The sequence below is a fragment of the Bradyrhizobium shewense genome, assembly GCF_900094605.1.
Lineage (GTDB): Bacteria > Pseudomonadota > Alphaproteobacteria > Rhizobiales > Xanthobacteraceae > Bradyrhizobium > Bradyrhizobium shewense.
Window position 1 is genome coordinate 233,493 of the sequence record NZ_FMAI01000009.1, and the last position, 15,329, is coordinate 248,821.

At 60.7% G+C, this 15,329-nt stretch carries 15 protein-coding genes and 2 pseudogenes; 8 read left to right on the top strand and 9 right to left on the bottom strand.

From position 1 onward, the window contains the following. Positions 1 to 68 precede the first annotated feature (68 nt). Positions 69 to 755 (bottom strand): GntR family transcriptional regulator, encoded by a 687-nt coding sequence (locus GA0061098_RS19330; RefSeq protein WP_091959316.1) that lies wholly within the window; start codon positions 753 to 755, stop codon positions 69 to 71. Positions 756 to 908: 153 nt separating this feature from the next. On the opposite strand from GA0061098_RS19330, the gene GA0061098_RS46170 reads away from it, so the two are divergent. The 5 genes from GA0061098_RS46170 to GA0061098_RS19350 all read left to right on the top strand — a co-directional run bounded on the left by GA0061098_RS46170 (position 909) and on the right by GA0061098_RS19350 (position 4,928). After that, positions 909 to 1,445, top strand: coding sequence for an ABC transporter ATP-binding protein (locus GA0061098_RS46170; RefSeq protein WP_283807998.1), 537 nt, complete (start codon positions 909 to 911; stop codon positions 1,443 to 1,445). Continuing rightward, positions 1,357 to 2,052, top strand: a complete 696-nt coding sequence (locus tag GA0061098_RS46995; protein ID WP_283807997.1) for an ABC transporter ATP-binding protein — start codon at positions 1,357 to 1,359, stop codon at positions 2,050 to 2,052. The genes GA0061098_RS46170 and GA0061098_RS46995 overlap by 89 nt, the downstream gene beginning before the upstream one ends. A gap of 3 nt (positions 2,053 to 2,055) precedes the next feature. Further along, positions 2,056 to 2,916, top strand: coding sequence for an ABC transporter permease (locus GA0061098_RS19340; protein WP_091959320.1), 861 nt, complete (start codon positions 2,056 to 2,058; stop codon positions 2,914 to 2,916). Further along, positions 2,916 to 3,776, top strand: coding sequence for an ABC transporter permease (locus tag GA0061098_RS19345; protein ID WP_091959324.1), 861 nt, complete (start codon positions 2,916 to 2,918; stop codon positions 3,774 to 3,776). The genes GA0061098_RS19340 and GA0061098_RS19345 overlap by 1 nt, the downstream gene beginning before the upstream one ends. A 192-nt stretch (positions 3,777 to 3,968) precedes the next feature. After that, the gene (locus GA0061098_RS19350; RefSeq protein ID WP_091959326.1) at positions 3,969 to 4,928 is read left to right on the top strand and encodes a LysR family transcriptional regulator; all 960 of its coding nucleotides are present in this window, start codon (positions 3,969 to 3,971) and stop codon (positions 4,926 to 4,928) included. Here GA0061098_RS19350 and GA0061098_RS19355 read toward each other — a convergent pair. From GA0061098_RS19355 to GA0061098_RS46180, 3 genes and pseudogenes are all read right to left on the bottom strand, one after another. Continuing rightward, a complete protein-coding gene (locus GA0061098_RS19355) occupies positions 4,901 to 5,143 on the bottom strand; it encodes a DUF2274 domain-containing protein (protein ID WP_091959580.1) in 243 nt (80 codons plus the stop codon). The two genes, GA0061098_RS19350 and GA0061098_RS19355, sit on opposite strands and share 28 nt — an antisense overlap. Before the next feature lie 8 nt (positions 5,144 to 5,151). Next, positions 5,152 to 5,652: pseudogene (locus GA0061098_RS19360) on the bottom strand (TraB/TrbI/VirB10 family type IV secretion system protein); the annotation flags it as partial. A 127-nt stretch (positions 5,653 to 5,779) separates the two neighbouring features. Then, positions 5,780 to 6,052 (bottom strand): DUF2285 domain-containing protein, encoded by a 273-nt coding sequence (locus GA0061098_RS46180; RefSeq protein ID WP_091959584.1) that lies wholly within the window; start codon positions 6,050 to 6,052, stop codon positions 5,780 to 5,782. Positions 6,053 to 6,261: 209 nt separating this feature from the next. On the opposite strand from GA0061098_RS46180, the gene GA0061098_RS19370 reads away from it, so the two are divergent. Continuing rightward, on the top strand, positions 6,262 to 6,489 hold the full coding sequence (locus tag GA0061098_RS19370) for a helix-turn-helix domain-containing protein (protein WP_091959329.1): 228 nt from the start codon (positions 6,262 to 6,264) through the stop codon (positions 6,487 to 6,489). Between the two features lie 65 nt (positions 6,490 to 6,554). On the opposite strand, the pseudogene GA0061098_RS19375 reads toward GA0061098_RS19370, so the two are convergent. From GA0061098_RS19375 to GA0061098_RS19385, 3 genes and pseudogenes are all read right to left on the bottom strand, one after another. Then, positions 6,555 to 6,659, bottom strand: a pseudogene (locus GA0061098_RS19375) (DUF736 family protein); the annotation flags it as partial. Positions 6,660 to 6,697: 38 nt separating this feature from the next. Next, positions 6,698 to 7,333, bottom strand: a complete 636-nt coding sequence (locus GA0061098_RS19380; protein WP_091959333.1) for a LysE family translocator — start codon at positions 7,331 to 7,333, stop codon at positions 6,698 to 6,700. Positions 7,334 to 7,691: 358 nt separating this feature from the next. Next, complete coding sequence (locus tag GA0061098_RS19385; protein ID WP_091959337.1) at positions 7,692 to 8,009, bottom strand: DUF736 domain-containing protein; 318 nt, start codon at positions 8,007 to 8,009, stop codon at positions 7,692 to 7,694. Between the two features lie 1,405 nt (positions 8,010 to 9,414). On the opposite strand from GA0061098_RS19385, the gene GA0061098_RS19395 reads away from it, so the two are divergent. Further along, the gene (locus GA0061098_RS19395; RefSeq protein ID WP_165637470.1) at positions 9,415 to 10,716 is read left to right on the top strand and encodes a hypothetical protein; all 1,302 of its coding nucleotides are present in this window, start codon (positions 9,415 to 9,417) and stop codon (positions 10,714 to 10,716) included. A gap of 35 nt (positions 10,717 to 10,751) precedes the next feature. Here the strand turns inward: GA0061098_RS19395 and GA0061098_RS19400 are convergent, their stop codons facing one another. Next, positions 10,752 to 11,534: an enoyl-CoA hydratase/isomerase family protein gene (locus GA0061098_RS19400; RefSeq protein ID WP_091959348.1), complete on the bottom strand. Its 783-nt coding sequence runs from the start codon at positions 11,532 to 11,534 to the stop codon at positions 10,752 to 10,754. A gap of 168 nt (positions 11,535 to 11,702) precedes the next feature. Here GA0061098_RS19400 and GA0061098_RS19405 point away from each other — a divergent pair, with 168 nt between their 5' ends. Next, positions 11,703 to 13,088, top strand: a complete 1,386-nt coding sequence (locus tag GA0061098_RS19405; RefSeq protein ID WP_208610662.1) for a caspase family protein — start codon at positions 11,703 to 11,705, stop codon at positions 13,086 to 13,088. On the opposite strand, the gene GA0061098_RS19410 is transcribed toward GA0061098_RS19405, so the two are convergent. Then, on the bottom strand, positions 13,085 to 15,187 hold the full coding sequence (locus GA0061098_RS19410; RefSeq protein ID WP_091959352.1) for a molybdopterin oxidoreductase family protein: 2,103 nt from the start codon (positions 15,185 to 15,187) through the stop codon (positions 13,085 to 13,087). The two genes, GA0061098_RS19405 and GA0061098_RS19410, sit on opposite strands and share 4 nt — an antisense overlap. Positions 15,188 to 15,329: the final 142 nt, after the last annotated feature.

A 15,329-nucleotide genomic window follows, 5' to 3' on the forward strand; every position in this document is an offset into this window, starting at 1 on the left:
CATAAACAGGAATGGTATTTGATGCAACAAATATTCACATCGACCCCGCCTTCTCCTTGGAGGCAAGGCTAGCGGCGGGCCCGGATCATATTCTTGAGCCGCACGTAACCGTCACGGATATCCTGTTCCATCGCAGATCTCACCTTGGCGCCGTCTTTGGCGCGCAGACCCTGCATAGCGAGCAAATGGTTTGCGACGCCTCGCCGGTTCGTTGCGAAGTCCGGGTAGAGCTCGTTAAACGAGGGGCCGACGCGCAGCCAAAGGGATTCGATCATCGCGACCAGCCGCGGCCAACCTGACATTCGGTAGATCAGGAAATGAAATTCGCGGTTGACCTTAAGAACCTCGCGATAATCGGCAGCATCCAAGCCGGCGTTAATCGCCACCTGCATCTGTTCAAGCACCGCAATATCGGCGGGAGCTACAGCTAGAACGGATCGCTCGGCGGCCAAGCCTTCGAGAGCGAGCCGTGTGGCAGTGATCTCGTCAAGCGCTTCAAACGTCAAAGACGGCAGGACGACCGTCTTGGGACCTTCATTGATGAGAGCTCCCTCCGACAGAAGCCGGTTGATCGCATCCCGTGCTGGAGTCGTGCTGACCCCGAGCGCGGCAGCGACCGACCGCACCGTGAGCTTCTCGTTCGGCGGGAACGCGCCGGAGACGATGATCTCCTTCAGGCGCTCATAGGTGAGTTCTCCGAGATAGGATTGCCGGGCAATAGGTGTGACGACGCCGGCGAGCAGACGCTCCGACATGAAATCCTCGTGTTGCGTGATGCACCAAATAGCGTTGGTTCCCGACCGCCGCCAGTCCCATTCAGTTGACAATCCCATAATGATGCATCAAATATCAAAATGTAGGGTAGCGCGACTGTTAGCGGCGGGCGAACAGGGGGCAAAAAGGTGATCATGATCGCAATGTCCAGCAGCGATGGCTCAAGCAGGCCCCAGAGCCTGAACTCACGCAAGGGCGAGGCCATCGCCATCCAAGGTGTTTCGAAACGGTTCGGACCGATCGTCGGCGTCGATGGTGTCGATCTCCACGTTGAGGCCGGGGAATTCCTATCGCTGCTCGGCCCCTCCGGCTCGGGCAAAACGACGCTGTTGATGATGCTCGCAGGATTCGAGGTGCCGAGTTCGGGGTCGATCACCTTGGGCAGCCGGGATCTGACCCATGTTTCCCCCGACAAGCGCGGCATCGGCATGGTCTTCCAGCGCTATGCCCTGTTCCCGCACATGAGCGTGGCACAGAACGTCGCGTTTCCGCTCAAGATGCGCGGCTTGAGCAAGGCCGAGATCGCTCCTCTGGTCCAGCAGGCGCTCTCGCGTGTCCGGCCTTCAGAATTATGGTGGCCGCATGCCCGCCCAGCTTTCGGGCGGTCAGCAGCAGCGTGTAGCGGTGGCACGGGCCTTGGTTTTCCAGCCGCCCGTCCTTCTCATGGATGAACCGCTCGGCGCCCTCGACAAGAAGCTGCGCGAAGAACTTCAGATCGAAATCAAGACGCTGCATGCCAGCTTGGGCGTCACGATCATCTACGTGACGCATGATCAGGAAGAGGCGCTGACGATGTCCGACCGGATCGCAGTCATGGACAAGGGGCGCATTCAGCAACTCGGCAGTCCGGTCTCGCTCTATCACAAGCCCATCAGCAGCTTCGTCGCCGACTTCATCGGCAAGATGAACTTCCTCAACGGGGTCGTAACTGGGCTCGGCGATCGCCGCATCGACATCGCGGTCTCGGGACAAACGTTGAATGTCGCTCAGTCTCAAATCGGCGGGCACGAGGATATTACCGTCGGGCGCTCCGTGCGAATCGCAGCGAGGCCCGAGAGTCTGAGCCCGACGGAGGAAAGCGAGCGGGCCATAGCGTGCGAAATCGAGACCTCAATCTTCCTGGGGGCGCATCGAACGCTGATCGTTCGGACGGAAGACGGAACGCAGCTCCAGGTCCAGATTCCGTCGTCTCACCTCGAAAGCGGCGTCCCGCCACGCGGGCGGACGTTCGTGCGGCTGGACCCAACCACCGTTCGTGTCTTCGCGGGCGAGGTCTGAACCATGGCGAACACGACGATCTCTGAACATTCGGTGGCAGGCCAGCTCTCCCGCCCCGCCTCGCTCGCTCTCGTGCTGCCACTCGTCCTGCTGCTCGGACTGGCCTTTCTCCTGCCGGTCGCGAATCTGCTGATGGGCAGCATCTTCACGCCGGCGCCGACGGCGGAACACTATCTGCGCATCGCCCAGGAGCCGATCTTCCTGCGAATTCTCCTGCGCACTGTGCAGACGGCCACGATCGTTACGCTTCTGGCCTTTCTGCTCGGCTATCCCCTGGCACTGGTGATGTCGCGGCTCAGCGGCCGCGCCGCGATGCTGGTTGCGGCCTGCGTGCTGATTCCGCTTTGGACCAGCGTGCTCGTCCGCTCTTATGCCTGGATTGTGCTGCTGCAAAGGACGGGCATCGTCAACAACACGCTGCTGAACTGGGGGCTGATCAGTCAGCCGCTGAAGCTGATCTACACCGAGGGGGCGGTCATCGTCGCGATGACGCATGTACTCATGCCCTACATGATTTTGCCGATCTTCTCCTCCCTGCGCTCGATCGCCCCTGAGCTCGATCGCGCGGCGAGGAATCTCGGCGCCGGCCACTGGACGAGTTTCTTGGCCGTCACGCTGCCGCTCAGTCTGCCCGGCGTCTATGCGGGGGCGATCATGGTCTTCATCCTGTCGCTTGGCTTCTACGTCACACCGGCCTTGGTGGGCGGCCCGCAGAACCTGACCATCGCGACCTTGATCGGCCAGCAGACCACCGACTTACTCAACTGGCCTTTCGCCGGGGCTTTGGCCGGTGTTCTGCTCTTGGTGACACTTGGCCTCGTCGGCGTGTTCAGGCGGTTCCTGCGCTTCGGAAAGGGTGCCTGATGTCGACCTTGCTTGAAACGAGCTCCGAAAGGACGTCCCAATCCGCATCGCCGTCTAATCCAGCGTTCTCGCCAGCTATCGGTCGATGGCTCCTGAACGGGTTCGCCAGCTTCGTGTTAGTCTTCCTATTGTTGCCGACTCTGATTGTCATTCCGATGTCCTTGGGCCATGCCTCCTATATCCAGTTTCCGCCGCAGGGGCTCACTCTAAAATGGTATCGGGCCTACTTCGACAGTGCGGATTGGATGAGCGCGACTTGGTTCAGCCTTCGGATCGCGCTGGCGACGACCGCGTCGGCGACGGTGATCGGCACGCTGGCCTCCTTCGCAGTCGTGCGTGGCAATCTTCCGGGTATCCGTGCCCTGCAGGCACTCACCTTGGCGCCGTTGATCGTTCCCCATATCGTGCTGGCCGTTGCGCTCTACCTCGTCTTCGCGCCGCTCGGTCTTACAGGCAACTTTGTCGGCTTCGCCATCGCCCACACGATGCTCTCGGTTCCCTATGTTATGCTGACGGTGTCCGCTGCTCTGCAGCGGATCGATCCTGCTCTCGAACTCGCCGCCTTGAATTGCGGAGCGTCCCGCGCCCAGGCATTCTGGCATGTGGTGCTGCCCAACATCGCTCCTGGGGTTGCGGCCGGAGCGGTCTTCGCCTTTCTCGCTTCTTTCGACGAGGCGACGGTCGCCTTTTTCATCTCCGGTGTGGAGGGCAAGACCATCACGCGAAAGCTCTTCGAGGATATTGACTACAATTTGACGCCTATCATTGCCGCGGCGTCGACGGTGATGATCGTTGTGTCGCTCGCCCTGATGGGAGGGGTCGAGTGGCTTCGGTCGCGTAGTGAGAATAGCGGGAGCTAGCTCTTGAGACGCCTGTACGCGAGCGTGCCCCGAGCTCGCCTCCCGCGAAATCGGGGAATTCGTCGAGCTCGAGTACATGCTCATGAAGTGGGATCGGAGTGAAATCCGCGTCTGACGAGGTCGATTTTTTCTTGGAGAGCTAAGAGCGGAACACGCACCGAACGCGGCACACTGCGTCGGCTTTTTCAGAGAATGTCGGAGATGGGCAAAACGGACAAGCTACGAAACGCGTCAAGGACCGCGGCGGTCGAATTGCAGCATCTTCGCTTTGCCGTGGCTGCCAATGACTGCGGAAGTCTTCGTCGCGCTGCGGACATGCTCTCGGTTCGACATTCAGTCTTGAGCCGCTCGATCAGTCAGCTTGAATATCTAATTGGAGCCACATTATTCGAGCGCTCTGCTGGCGGAGTAACGCCCACCTTTGCGGGCCGAGGCTTTCTGAAGATCGCAAACTTGGTCCTGGAGCAGATTGACGCGCTCGTAGAAACGGCAAGATCTAACGGGCACGGGAAAGCCGGGCGTGTTTCGATAGGCTTCTGCACCTCTATCTCCGCAGGAAACCTGCGCGACACTCTGATCGAGTTCAGGGAGCGCTTTCCCCAGATCGCGCTAGCGACAGTTGAACGCTCGCGAATTCGCTTGATGAATGCGCTTCGAGACGGAACAGTTGATATCATTATCTGCCCGGGACGCCAGACCTACTCAGACGATAATGTCCTGTCACTCTGGAGCGAACAGATTCTGATTTCATTGCCCGAGGATCATGCCTTAGCCACACGCGAGTACGTCCTATGGACAGATTTGCGACACGAAACCATTCTCATCAGCCAGCATGACCCTGGACGCGAACTCGAAGATCTCCTGATTTCGAAGCTCGTGGTTCCGGAAGACAGACCCAAGATCGAACGACACGATGTGGGCCGAGGCATCATCAAGAGTCTGACCAGCATGGGACTCGGCGTCAGTCTTGTCACGGAATCAGACATCGGCGCGCATTTCGCCGGATTGACCTATCGCGAATTGGGCGACGGATCCGGCGCGAGCCATCTGGACTTTTTCGCGGAATGGCGGGCAAATAACGAAAACCCCGCCCTGAAGCAGTTCCTCAAGCTGCTGGCCGAGCGCTACTCCTGCCCATCCGTCGGAGAATGACGGGTGCGCCGTAGCTTTGCAAATCCGCGGTCTGTTGCCATGAACCGCGCCAGCATCGGCGCGATCAGCTTACCTGGATCGGAGACGGGTTGTCCGGATTCGCCTGCAAGGGCTTTCGCATACGCAACCAAGTCTCGATGGACGGAGGCCGGAAGTTCAAAACTGAGCTTAACGGGCTTGTCGTCGGGTAGCGCTCCGATTTTGAGCTTAGCTATCAATGTCATCACCCCCTGTATGGCTCGAGAACGAGATCACGATTGACTATCACACGGACGGGGAAACCCGGACGGATCGTCAACGTTGGTTGAATATTGAGATTACGCCGCACTATCTGCTGACCTGTTTGATTGAGGGAGTCCCCTGCTCCCCGTCGTAGCGCCTGAATAATGTCGGCGTTGCCGTTGTTCACTTCGCTTCCAGAATTCACCTCCGTGCCGACGGCGAGTAGAGTCGAGAGCGCCGCCGAGCCCAACAACTCCTTCCAGTGGTTGTCGACCTCGTCCTCAAGGCCCGAATAGCCTGCAGCATCGGCTCCCGGCGGCCGCTCCAGCACGATGGACCGGCCGTTCGGCATGATCAGTCTGGTCCAGACCAGAAGCACACGCGACTGCCCAAATGCGATTTGGCTATCGTAAGTACCTATCAGCCGTGCCCCCTGCGGGATAAGTCGGAAGCGACCAGTCGGCGTGTCGTAGACGCTCTCCGTCACTTGCGCGATGATGCGGCGCAATAGGTATGAACCAAGCGGTTGTAGGAAGCCCCTAGTTTGGCACCACGTGGTGCCCCGGAATGACCACCCATCAGCAAAAGAAAATAGTTCTGGCTGCAAGTCGTCTGCCGGCGATTTTCTTCTATTTGGAGCCAGTGCCGCGTAACAAGCGCCCCTGCTCAGTCACCCATTTGGCGCGTGCAAGATGACTCTGATATGCACGCCGCGCACGATCCGGCTCTCGCTCTGGGTCCATATGCAAGACCACTCGAGCCACTTCGCGCCAGTCCGCACCCTCACCTTCGGCCTGCAGCAGGCGAACGTACGTGACGACATGCTGTTCGTCATAGGCCGTCAACGCCGGCTCGTTCGGCGCGTTGTCAGCTACGTCTGGATCTAGGGGTGGCTTCTGCATCATACCCGCTTTTAGAATGCCTATAAGCTACGCCATGGTTTGGTCGCAATCCAGACTCCGTTGCCCGTTGGAATCCTGGATATTCGTTCGGTAGATCGGCGACCGAGTTCGGTCGCGCACGTAGCGCTGCCACAGTCGATAGCATGTTTGAATACGAATAGGAACGATCGTTCCTAGAACGATCGTTCCGGCTCAGTTCCCATATCGCCATGGATCTCAAAGAGATCATGGCTGTGAACCTGCGTCGGAAACGCCACGATCTGCAAATGACGCAGGAGGAGCTGGCCGAGCGCGCGGGTTTAAGCGCGCGTTACGTCGGTGCCATCGAGCGCTGCGACGTATCAGCAAGTGTTACCGTGCTCGGGCAAATTGCTGAAGCATTAGGGGTCGAACCGGGGGACCTGCTCAAAAAAGTTGCGCGGCTTAGCAAATCGTAAGCCCGCTCAGGCCAGCCGCGAAGCGCTCCGCCCGGCGGACCGGACCGGGCTTGGTCGGGCGTCCGATCGCCGTTCTTGCGCGGCCGCGACCAAAGCAGGGTGTACCCTTCGCCGTCCTCATCATCGAACAGGTTCGCGAAGATCGGCGCATTAAACGAGGGGGCGTCTAGCAAGTGGTTCGAAGAGTGTGCCAGAAAGAGGCACCATCTCAGTTCGTAGCACGTCGATAGACCGCCATGGCTCCGGCGAGGGCGAGAAATACTCCGCCGCAAAGACGATCCAGCCAAATCGATGCGGTAGAACGCAGGAATTTCGCTGCTTGCGAGCCGAAGCTGGCGTAGGCGAACATGACGACGAAGTCTATCGTCGCGAACACAATTGCCAACGTGGCGTATTGGGCGAATTGTGGCCTGGCTAAGTCAATGAATTGTGGGAGGAACGCTGAGAAGAATAGATAGCCCTTCGGATTCGTTGCGGCGACAAAGAAGCAGCGAGCGAAGATATCGGCTGCCGCGACATCTGCGGAATACGATTTCCGATCCAAGGCAGCCGCTGCTGAACCACTAGACCTCAACAGCGCAACGCCTAGGAAGGCGAGGTAGCCAACACCGATCCACTTCACGACATTGAACCAGAACTCTGACGCAGCCAGGAGGGCCCCGAGACCGAGAGCAGCTGCGCCGATGAGGACAAAGTCTGACAGCACCGCCCCGCACATTCCGGGAATTGCTCGTCGAACTCCGAACCTTGATCCGTTCGATAGCGCCAAGAGGACCGTCGGTCCTGGCGTCGCGATGCCTATGAATGCGACGACCGCGAACGCCAGGATGGTCGCTTCAGTCATGTCCGTTCCCCAATCAGCTAGTGAGTCGGATGGAAATCTTTCAGACTTGCGGTTTGTCTGCAACAGACCACGAGCGTCGATCTGGCCCTCCCAACCATGTCGGGCACCCCCTTGACAGCCTACTATTGAGACGTGGGCTTCCTTGTCGCGAGCCGAGCCGGAGGCGCGGCGAGCGCCGGACGCGGATACCCGTCACCGCCGCCCAACCGGCGCGCGGCCACGCGGCCCGTGCCTTCAGATTGAGCGCTCCATTAAGCGCTTTGCTTTGCCTTCCGGTTCAATTTGCGAATCTTGAGATGCCGGCCGCCAGAATGAAGCCCCGCCCGAGCAGAGATCGGGCGAGGCTTGGTGGACCGTCCTACTCGCCGTCCTTGCGGGGCCGCGACCAGAGCAGGGTGTAGCCCTCGCCACCTTCGTCGTCGAACAGGTTCGCGTAGATCGGCGCGATGAAAGAGGGGTCGTCGAGCTTGAGGGAGAGGTAGTCGCGTCCCTGTTCAGAGCGCTTCGACCAAGCTGCCCCGACCTCCGCCCGGCCAAGAAAGATGCGATGACTGGGTGCGTCGTCGTTGGAGCGGTTGATCTCGGCGATGCGGACACCCCTGACCTGCAGGCTCAGGGTGATGATCTCGCCTTGGAAATCGTTGCCGACCTTCTTGAATGAACCGATGTTAGCCATTTCACCTCTCCTGTTGTGTTTCGAAGCCCGCGACCACCGCGGCCTCGATGGCGATCAAGGGCCGAAGACGATCGGCGACGCACCCGCTCGCGGGCCGGAGCGCAGCAGAGGACGTTCGTTGTGGCGACCTTCTTGTCTCGCGAGGAATGGGCGAAGCCCAGGGGAAGAAAGTCGCATAAACGGCGTTGCGGCTCAGACGATCGAGGCGAAGCCGGTCTTCGGCCAGATCAAGCCATCAACGAGGCCACGTGCGTCCGCGTGCCGAACCGCAATCTTAGGGAGAAGACTTGGCTGATCTGAACACGAGGGCAGTACGGTTCGACGCACGAAGAAACAATCTGCCGCAAAGGGCGGTATCGTGCCGGAAAGATTGATCAAGCGCGGCGCGCCGCCCACCGCAACTGTGTGGACCAGACAGAGATTAGTGCCCTCCGAGGAGAAGGGGCGGGTTACCTCTCGCTCAAGCTCGACGATCCCTCGTTCAACACAATGAGCCGCGCGTTTGCTTGATCAATGATGCAACGAAGCCTCATCGCTCGTGAGTGGCGGCTGTAAGAACCGGTCGAGGCATTTCTCCACCACCGCGACCCACTCCAAGGGCGGGTCTTCGCGAAAACAGTCGGCGCGCCCATGCCGTGCCGCTGATGCAAGAGCTCAGGCACCGGAGCATCGAAAAGCGAGCGGACGAGCCATGCTCGAAACTGTCCTGCACCGACAAAAGCGCCGGTTGGCGCCGCGCGAAATCCAAATTCGGACACCGGTTAGCGCTCGGATGTCTTCAATACAAGTTTGCCGGCGAATCTGTCGGAAGGTCCCTTGATGATTCATCGAAAGCAGTTGACTGCCTGCTAGTGGTCCCTCGGCTACAGGAATGCCAAACCACGTCCGCTTCGGCGTCTCGCCGATTAAACTGCTTCTTCTCGATTATGGCGCGCTAGGCCATCCTTTCCGTGCGCCATTCTGGCCGATTTCCACTAGGCCGCACTGCTCAGTAGAGGAGATACCTCTTTGAACATATAAGCCTGCTTAGGAACCGTCGCAGTTGCGCCCCAGCGCTCACGAGTAGAGGTCAATCCAGATCCTCCAGATTCGACGTCATCGTTCACAGCTCTTGTTAGACACCAGTGAGATCAGACCGCTCATTTTCGCCGCGAGCCGCGATACCTGCTCGCTATCCACCCGCCGGAACTTGGCCCGCAATGATGAGAGCGGATATGGCGGCCGCCTATCTGGATTTTGAAGACACCATCGAACTCGCGCGCGCGATCCGGCGGGGAGACGCGCCGCCTCCAGCTAGCTGTCGCGGAACTGGACGGCTGCGGCAGCCGGTCTGGTCAAAGTCGGCAATGGACCACTTCGCAGCACCTATTCGAACAGGGGGTCCCAGGGAACGGGAGGACCTCTTATGTCTGGTATGATCTCAGTTCATTCCGCACCAAAACTGCCTCGATATTGTCAACGAAAGCTGTTGGCGAATAACAGGGTAGCCTATTATTTTGCCCCGCCAACCTGGGCGCGCAGGCAGGGCTGCGAGTTAATGCCTGAGGCTTTGGGGACGGATTATCTCCGTGCCGTCGAGCGGGTTGAGAAAATCCTCCTACCCGCATTTGAGAGTTGGCGCTCACGGGGTTTAAGCGATATGACCCCGGTTATTCCTGAATCCGGCACATTCGATTGGCTCATCAGCATCTACCAAGCTCACCAGAAGTGGAGTGAACTCGAAAGCACCACGCAGCGTCAGTACACTAAAAGCCTCGCACTCTTCGCCAATCACGAATTGAAAGATGGAAGCCGCGTTGGGTCGAAGCAATTGTCCGATTTCACGAAGGCCTTTGTCGACGCGGTTTATGGAAAGCTGCTCGTCGTAAAAATTATGAGGAATAATGGAGAGGTCGTCGTCCGCGAGCGTCGTCGCTACGCAAATGTAGCCATGGCGAGCTGCCGACGCGCCTGGTTCGTTGGCCAGCGCGCTCAAGAAAAACTGGTACCAGCTAGCAATCCATTTTCACGGATGGGACTGAAGCACCGGGCGCCCGGCCAGCCGATACGGCCCACGCCAACCGCAACTTGGGATGAACTCGTCGCCTTCAGGGTTGCCGCGAAGAGGCTTGACTACCGCTCGATCGCAACGGCTGCGTTATTGTCATGGGAATGGCTACAGCGCGAGCAGCACCTGTTTGGCGCCTTTGATATCTCGCACTACCGACCTGTCGAGCGGCCAAATAGTGTTAGGATTGTGCATCCTAAGAACGGAGAAGAGGCTTGGTGGCCGCTGTTTGACGAAACGGGCGTCCCTCTTTTTCCTGAACTTACGGCCGAGCTCGACGAGATTAAGAAGACTTCGCTGCCGGGCCTGGTATTCCGGCGCACTCATGCCCATCGTAGCTCGGCAATCCCACTTCCATGGATTACGCCACGCAAGGACCTACGCTATTTGCGGAGTGTTGTGAAGAAGATCGTCCAAGAGGCCGACCTTCGTCAGGAACTTTCCTTTACCTCCTTCCGGCACGGAGGCTTCACCGAAGGTGCCGACAGCGATCTTACGGATGCGGAATTGCGAGCCGCGGGCCGTCACAGGTCCAGCCGCCAACTGCCAACGTACGCCAAGCGCACCGGCAAGCAGTTGATCGCGGCTACCAAGAAGCGCCGTGAGGAGCGGGCAAGATCACTCCTTGTTCGACTAAATGCCAATCGCGCCTCGGAATAGAGACAGCGCCTCACCCGCAGCACGGTAATGATCGTCTATTTGCCCGTCCAGACAGGCTCGCGTTTCTCGCTGAAGGCCTTCAGGCCTTCCTTTGCATCCTCGGTCATTGCGAGCAACGCGATCTGGCTTTCGGTGTAGGCGATGCTCTCGTCGAACGACATCGAGGCGATGGCGCGCATGGCGTATTTACCGCGGCGGATCGCGGTCGGCGATTTGTCGACGATGCGGCCGATCAGCCAGTCGACCTTGGCATCGAGCTCGGCGGTGGGCACGACGTAGTTGAGCAGGCCCGCGCCCAGCGCCGCCTTCGCATCGAACGGCTCGCCGGTGAGTGCCCATTCGTTGACGAGGCGCGGCGGCGCGATGGTCTGCAGCAGGCTCAGCACCTGCATCGGGAACACGCCGACCTTCACCTCCGGCAGGCCGAAGACGACGTGATCGGCCGCGACCGCCATGTCGGTCATGCAGAGCAGGCCCATCCCGCCGGCCATGCAAACGCCGCCGACCCGCGCAATCGCCGGTTTGGTGGCGTTCTGTGACAAACGTAACAGATCGGCATAGTCGACATTTGGTTTGGAATGATCCATCGCGAAAGCTGCGCCGGAATTCTGCAGATCGGCGCCCGCGCAGAACGCCTTGTCGCCCGCGCCCGTCAGCACGATGACGCGGACGTCCTTGTCGTCATGCGCGTCGCGATAGCCTTTGGTGATGCCGGCGATGACCTCGCCGTTCAGCGCGTTACGTTTCTCCGGCCGGTTGATGGTGATCCAGAACGCCTGCCCGCGCTTCTCTGTGATGATTGCTGTGGTGTCGGTCATGGTACGCTCGCTTCCTTGCCATCCGTTTTGCAGCCATTTGCGGCAGGACGGGCGGCGCGCGCAAGAGCAATCTGCAACGCCGTGTCACCATAGCGTGTGGGCGCAAATTCGCCTGGCGATTGAATTGCGGGTGACGGCCGCTATCCTGACTGGAGATTTTGATCACCGATGAGCCATTTCATGCGCGCCGCGATGATTTCATTGCTGACAGGCTTGCTCGCGCTGAGCACAGCGCCCGCAAGCCACGCGGCCGATGCCGCGAAACTGGCGCTGGTGATCGGCAACGCGAGATATCCCGAGTTCGTGCTGAACGACGTCGCCAACGACGCCCAGGACGTCACTGAAGAATTGAAGCGCGACGGCTTCGTCGTCGACCGGCAGAGTAATCTCACGGCCGACGCCATGCGGCAGGTGCTGGATCGCTTCTATGCCCGGATCGAACGCGGCGCGGTGGCGCTGATCTTCTTCGACCGTTTTGCCATCCAGTCCAACCGGCAGACCTATTTGCTCCCGGTCGACGCCCAGATCTGGACCGAGCCGGACGTGGCGCGCGACGGCTTCAGCCTCGACAGCATCCTCGCCGAAATGAACACGCGCGGTGCCGCGATCAAGATCGCGCTGATCGACGCCTCGCGCCGCAACCCGTTCGAGCGACGTTTCCGCCGCTATTCGGCGGGCCTTGCGCCGGCGATCGCGCCGAGCAATTCGCTCGTGCTCTACTCCGCCGCGCTCGGTGCGGTCGCGGCCAGCAGCAAGACCGAGCACGGCCTGTTCGTCGCCGAACTGCTGCGCGAGATGCGTGCGCCGAACATCAGCGCCGAGCAGGCCCTGACCAACACCAAGAACGGCGTCGTCGCCGCCACCAAGCGCGAGCAGGTGCCGTGGCTGTCGTCCTCGCTGACCACGGAATTCTCGTTCGCAGGTTCGGTGACGCAGCCGCCCGACAACAAGATCGGCGACCCGACCAAGCCGGAGCCTCAGAAACCTGAGCCGCAGAAACCGGTCTGCGAGGCACCGCAAGCAGAGCCGCCCCCGAGCGCGGACGATCTCGCCAGGGATCCCGTCATCGCCGATCTCAGCCGCAAGATCGCGGCGAATGCCAATGACGTCGCCTCGCGCTACAAGCGCGGCCAAGTCTACGCGATCAAGCGCGCCTACGCGCTCGCCATGCAGGATTTCGACGTCGTGATTCGTCGCAATCCTGGGGATGGCGAGGCGCTCAACAACCGCTGCTGGACGCGCGCCGCGACCGGCGATCTGCAGGGCGCGCTCGCCGACTGCAATCTTGCGCTCCAGATCGATCCCGGATTGAGCGATGCACTCGACAGCCGCGGGCTCGTCAACCTCAAGCTCGGCCGGACCGCCGAGGCGATCAAGGACTACACCGACGCGATCCAGCGCAACCCGCGCTCCTCATCGTCGCTGTTCGGCCGCGGCATCGCCACCCGCAAGAGCGGCGGCGACGGTGCCACCGATATCACGCAGGCGAAGTCGATGAACCCTGATATCGCGAAGGAGTTCGCAGGCTACGGTGTCTGGGAGTGCGTGCCTTAAGCGACGAGCGCCTTTTTGATCCAGACCTTGTTGTCGTGGAACGCGGCCCCGCCGATCGGCGCCACGGCTTCGGCTCCCGTCAGCATGTTGATGCCGCGGCCGCCGATGTGGTTCTTGTTGGGGTGAACGGACTCCGCGATCAGGACGCCGCGCTGCACGCCGTCGAACAGCGCCGCCACCAGCGTGGTCTCGCCGCGGCTATTGCCGAGCGTCACCGCATCGCCGTCGGCGATGTCGAGCGCGGCGGCATCCAGCGGATGGATCATCACGCTCGCCTTGCCCTCGCGCGCCTGCGAGGACGGCGTCTCGTTGAAGGTGGTGTTGAGGAAGCTGCGCGAGGGGCTGGTCGCAAGCCGGAACGGATGGGCCTGGTCGGGCTGCTCGATCACCGCCCAATGGTCCGGCAACGCCGGCATCTTGTCGACATCGCCCATGGTCACGCCGAACGGCGGATGCGCCCAATCGGCTTTGAAGTGGAATTTCCCGTCCGCATGGGCAAAGCCGTCGAGATAATGCGAAGTGCGGAAGTCCGGTTGCAGGTCGCGCCAGATGTCGGCTTCGAGGCCGCCGATGTCGCCGTGGTTGCTCAGCCTCAAGGTCGCGTCGATCAGTTCGCGCGGCGTCATCTCGAAACCCTGATGCCTGGCACCGAGCCGCGGCGCCAGCGCCTGCAACACCTCATGGTTGGAGCGGCATTCGCCGGGCGGGTCGATCAGCTTGGGACCGACCGAGATGTGCTGGTGGCCGCCGCCGTAATAGAGATCATCATGCTCCATGAACATGGTGGCCGGCAGCACGATGTCGGCCATTTGCGCCGTCTCGGTCATGAACTGCTCGTGCACCGCGACGAACAGGTCCTCGCGCGCAAAGCCCTGCCGGACCAGCGCCTGCTCCGGCGCCACCGTCATCGGATTGGTGTTCTGGATCAGCATTGCCTTGACCGGCCCCTTGCCGCGCAGGGCCTCGGCATCGCCGGTGAGGATACGGCCGATCTTGGACTGGTCGAGCGCGCGAATGCTCGGGTCGATGGCGTCGTGGCCCTCGATGATGGATTCGTTGAAATGCCACAGCGCGTAATTGTTGAAGAAGGCGCCGCCGCCTTCATATTGCCAGGCGCCGGTCACCGCGGGAATGCAATTTGCCGCGTGCATCTGCGTGGCACCGTTGCGGCTGCGCGTAAAGCCGTAGCCGAAGCGGAAGAAGGTGCGCTTGGTCTCGCCAACCGCTTTCGCGAAGGCTTCGATTTCGGCCACCGGCACGCCTGAAATCGCGGACGCCCATTCCGGCGTGCGCGTCTTCAGATGCGCTTCGAGCTCGGCGGGGCAGTCGGTGTATTGGTCCATGTAGGCGCGGTCGGCGTAGCCGTCGCGGAACAGGACGTGCATGACGCCGCAGGCAAAGGCGCCGTCGGTGCCGGGGCGCAGGATGATCTTGATGTCAGCCTGCTTCATGGTGTCGTTGTCGTAGATGTCGACCGCCGCAATTTTCGCACCGCGCTCCTTGCGCGCACGGGAGGCGTGCGTCATCACGTTGACCTGGGTGTTGACGGGGTTGGTGCCCCAGATCACGACGAGGTCGGACAGCGCCATCTCGCGCGGGTCGACGCCGGCGATCTTGCCGGTGCCGATCGCAAAGCCGATGCGCGCGACATTGGCGCAGATGGTCTGATAAAAGCGCGAATATTTCTTCACATGCGTGAGACGATTAAGGCCGTCGCGCATCACGAGACCCATCGTGCCGGCGTAATAATAAGGCCAGATCGATTCCGCGCCGAACTCGCGCTCGGCCTGATTGAAGCGATGCCCGATCTCGTCCAGCGCCTCATCCCAGGAGATGCGCGCGAATTGCCCCGAGCCCTTCGGCCCAATGCGGCGCATCGGAAACATGACCCGCTCGGGGTGATGGATGCGCTCGGCGTAGCGGGCGACCTTGGCGCAGACGACGCCGGCCGTGTAGGTCTGCTTTTTCGAACCGCGGACACGGCCGATGCTGCGGCCTTCGATCACCTCGACATCGAGGGCACAGGCCGAGGGGCAATCATGCGGACAGGTCGAATGGCGGATTTCGATCTTGGTTTCGATCTTGGCGTGCTGGTTCATGTCCCAGTTCGTAACACCAAAATACCAGCCAGCCGAGCGCATTTATCCGGCACGGCCCATGCGATTTGCTCAAAGCGCGCGCGCCGCGGGTTCCTGCTGCAAGCGCGAAGGCGGCGCGGTCACACCGAAAACCGCCCGATAT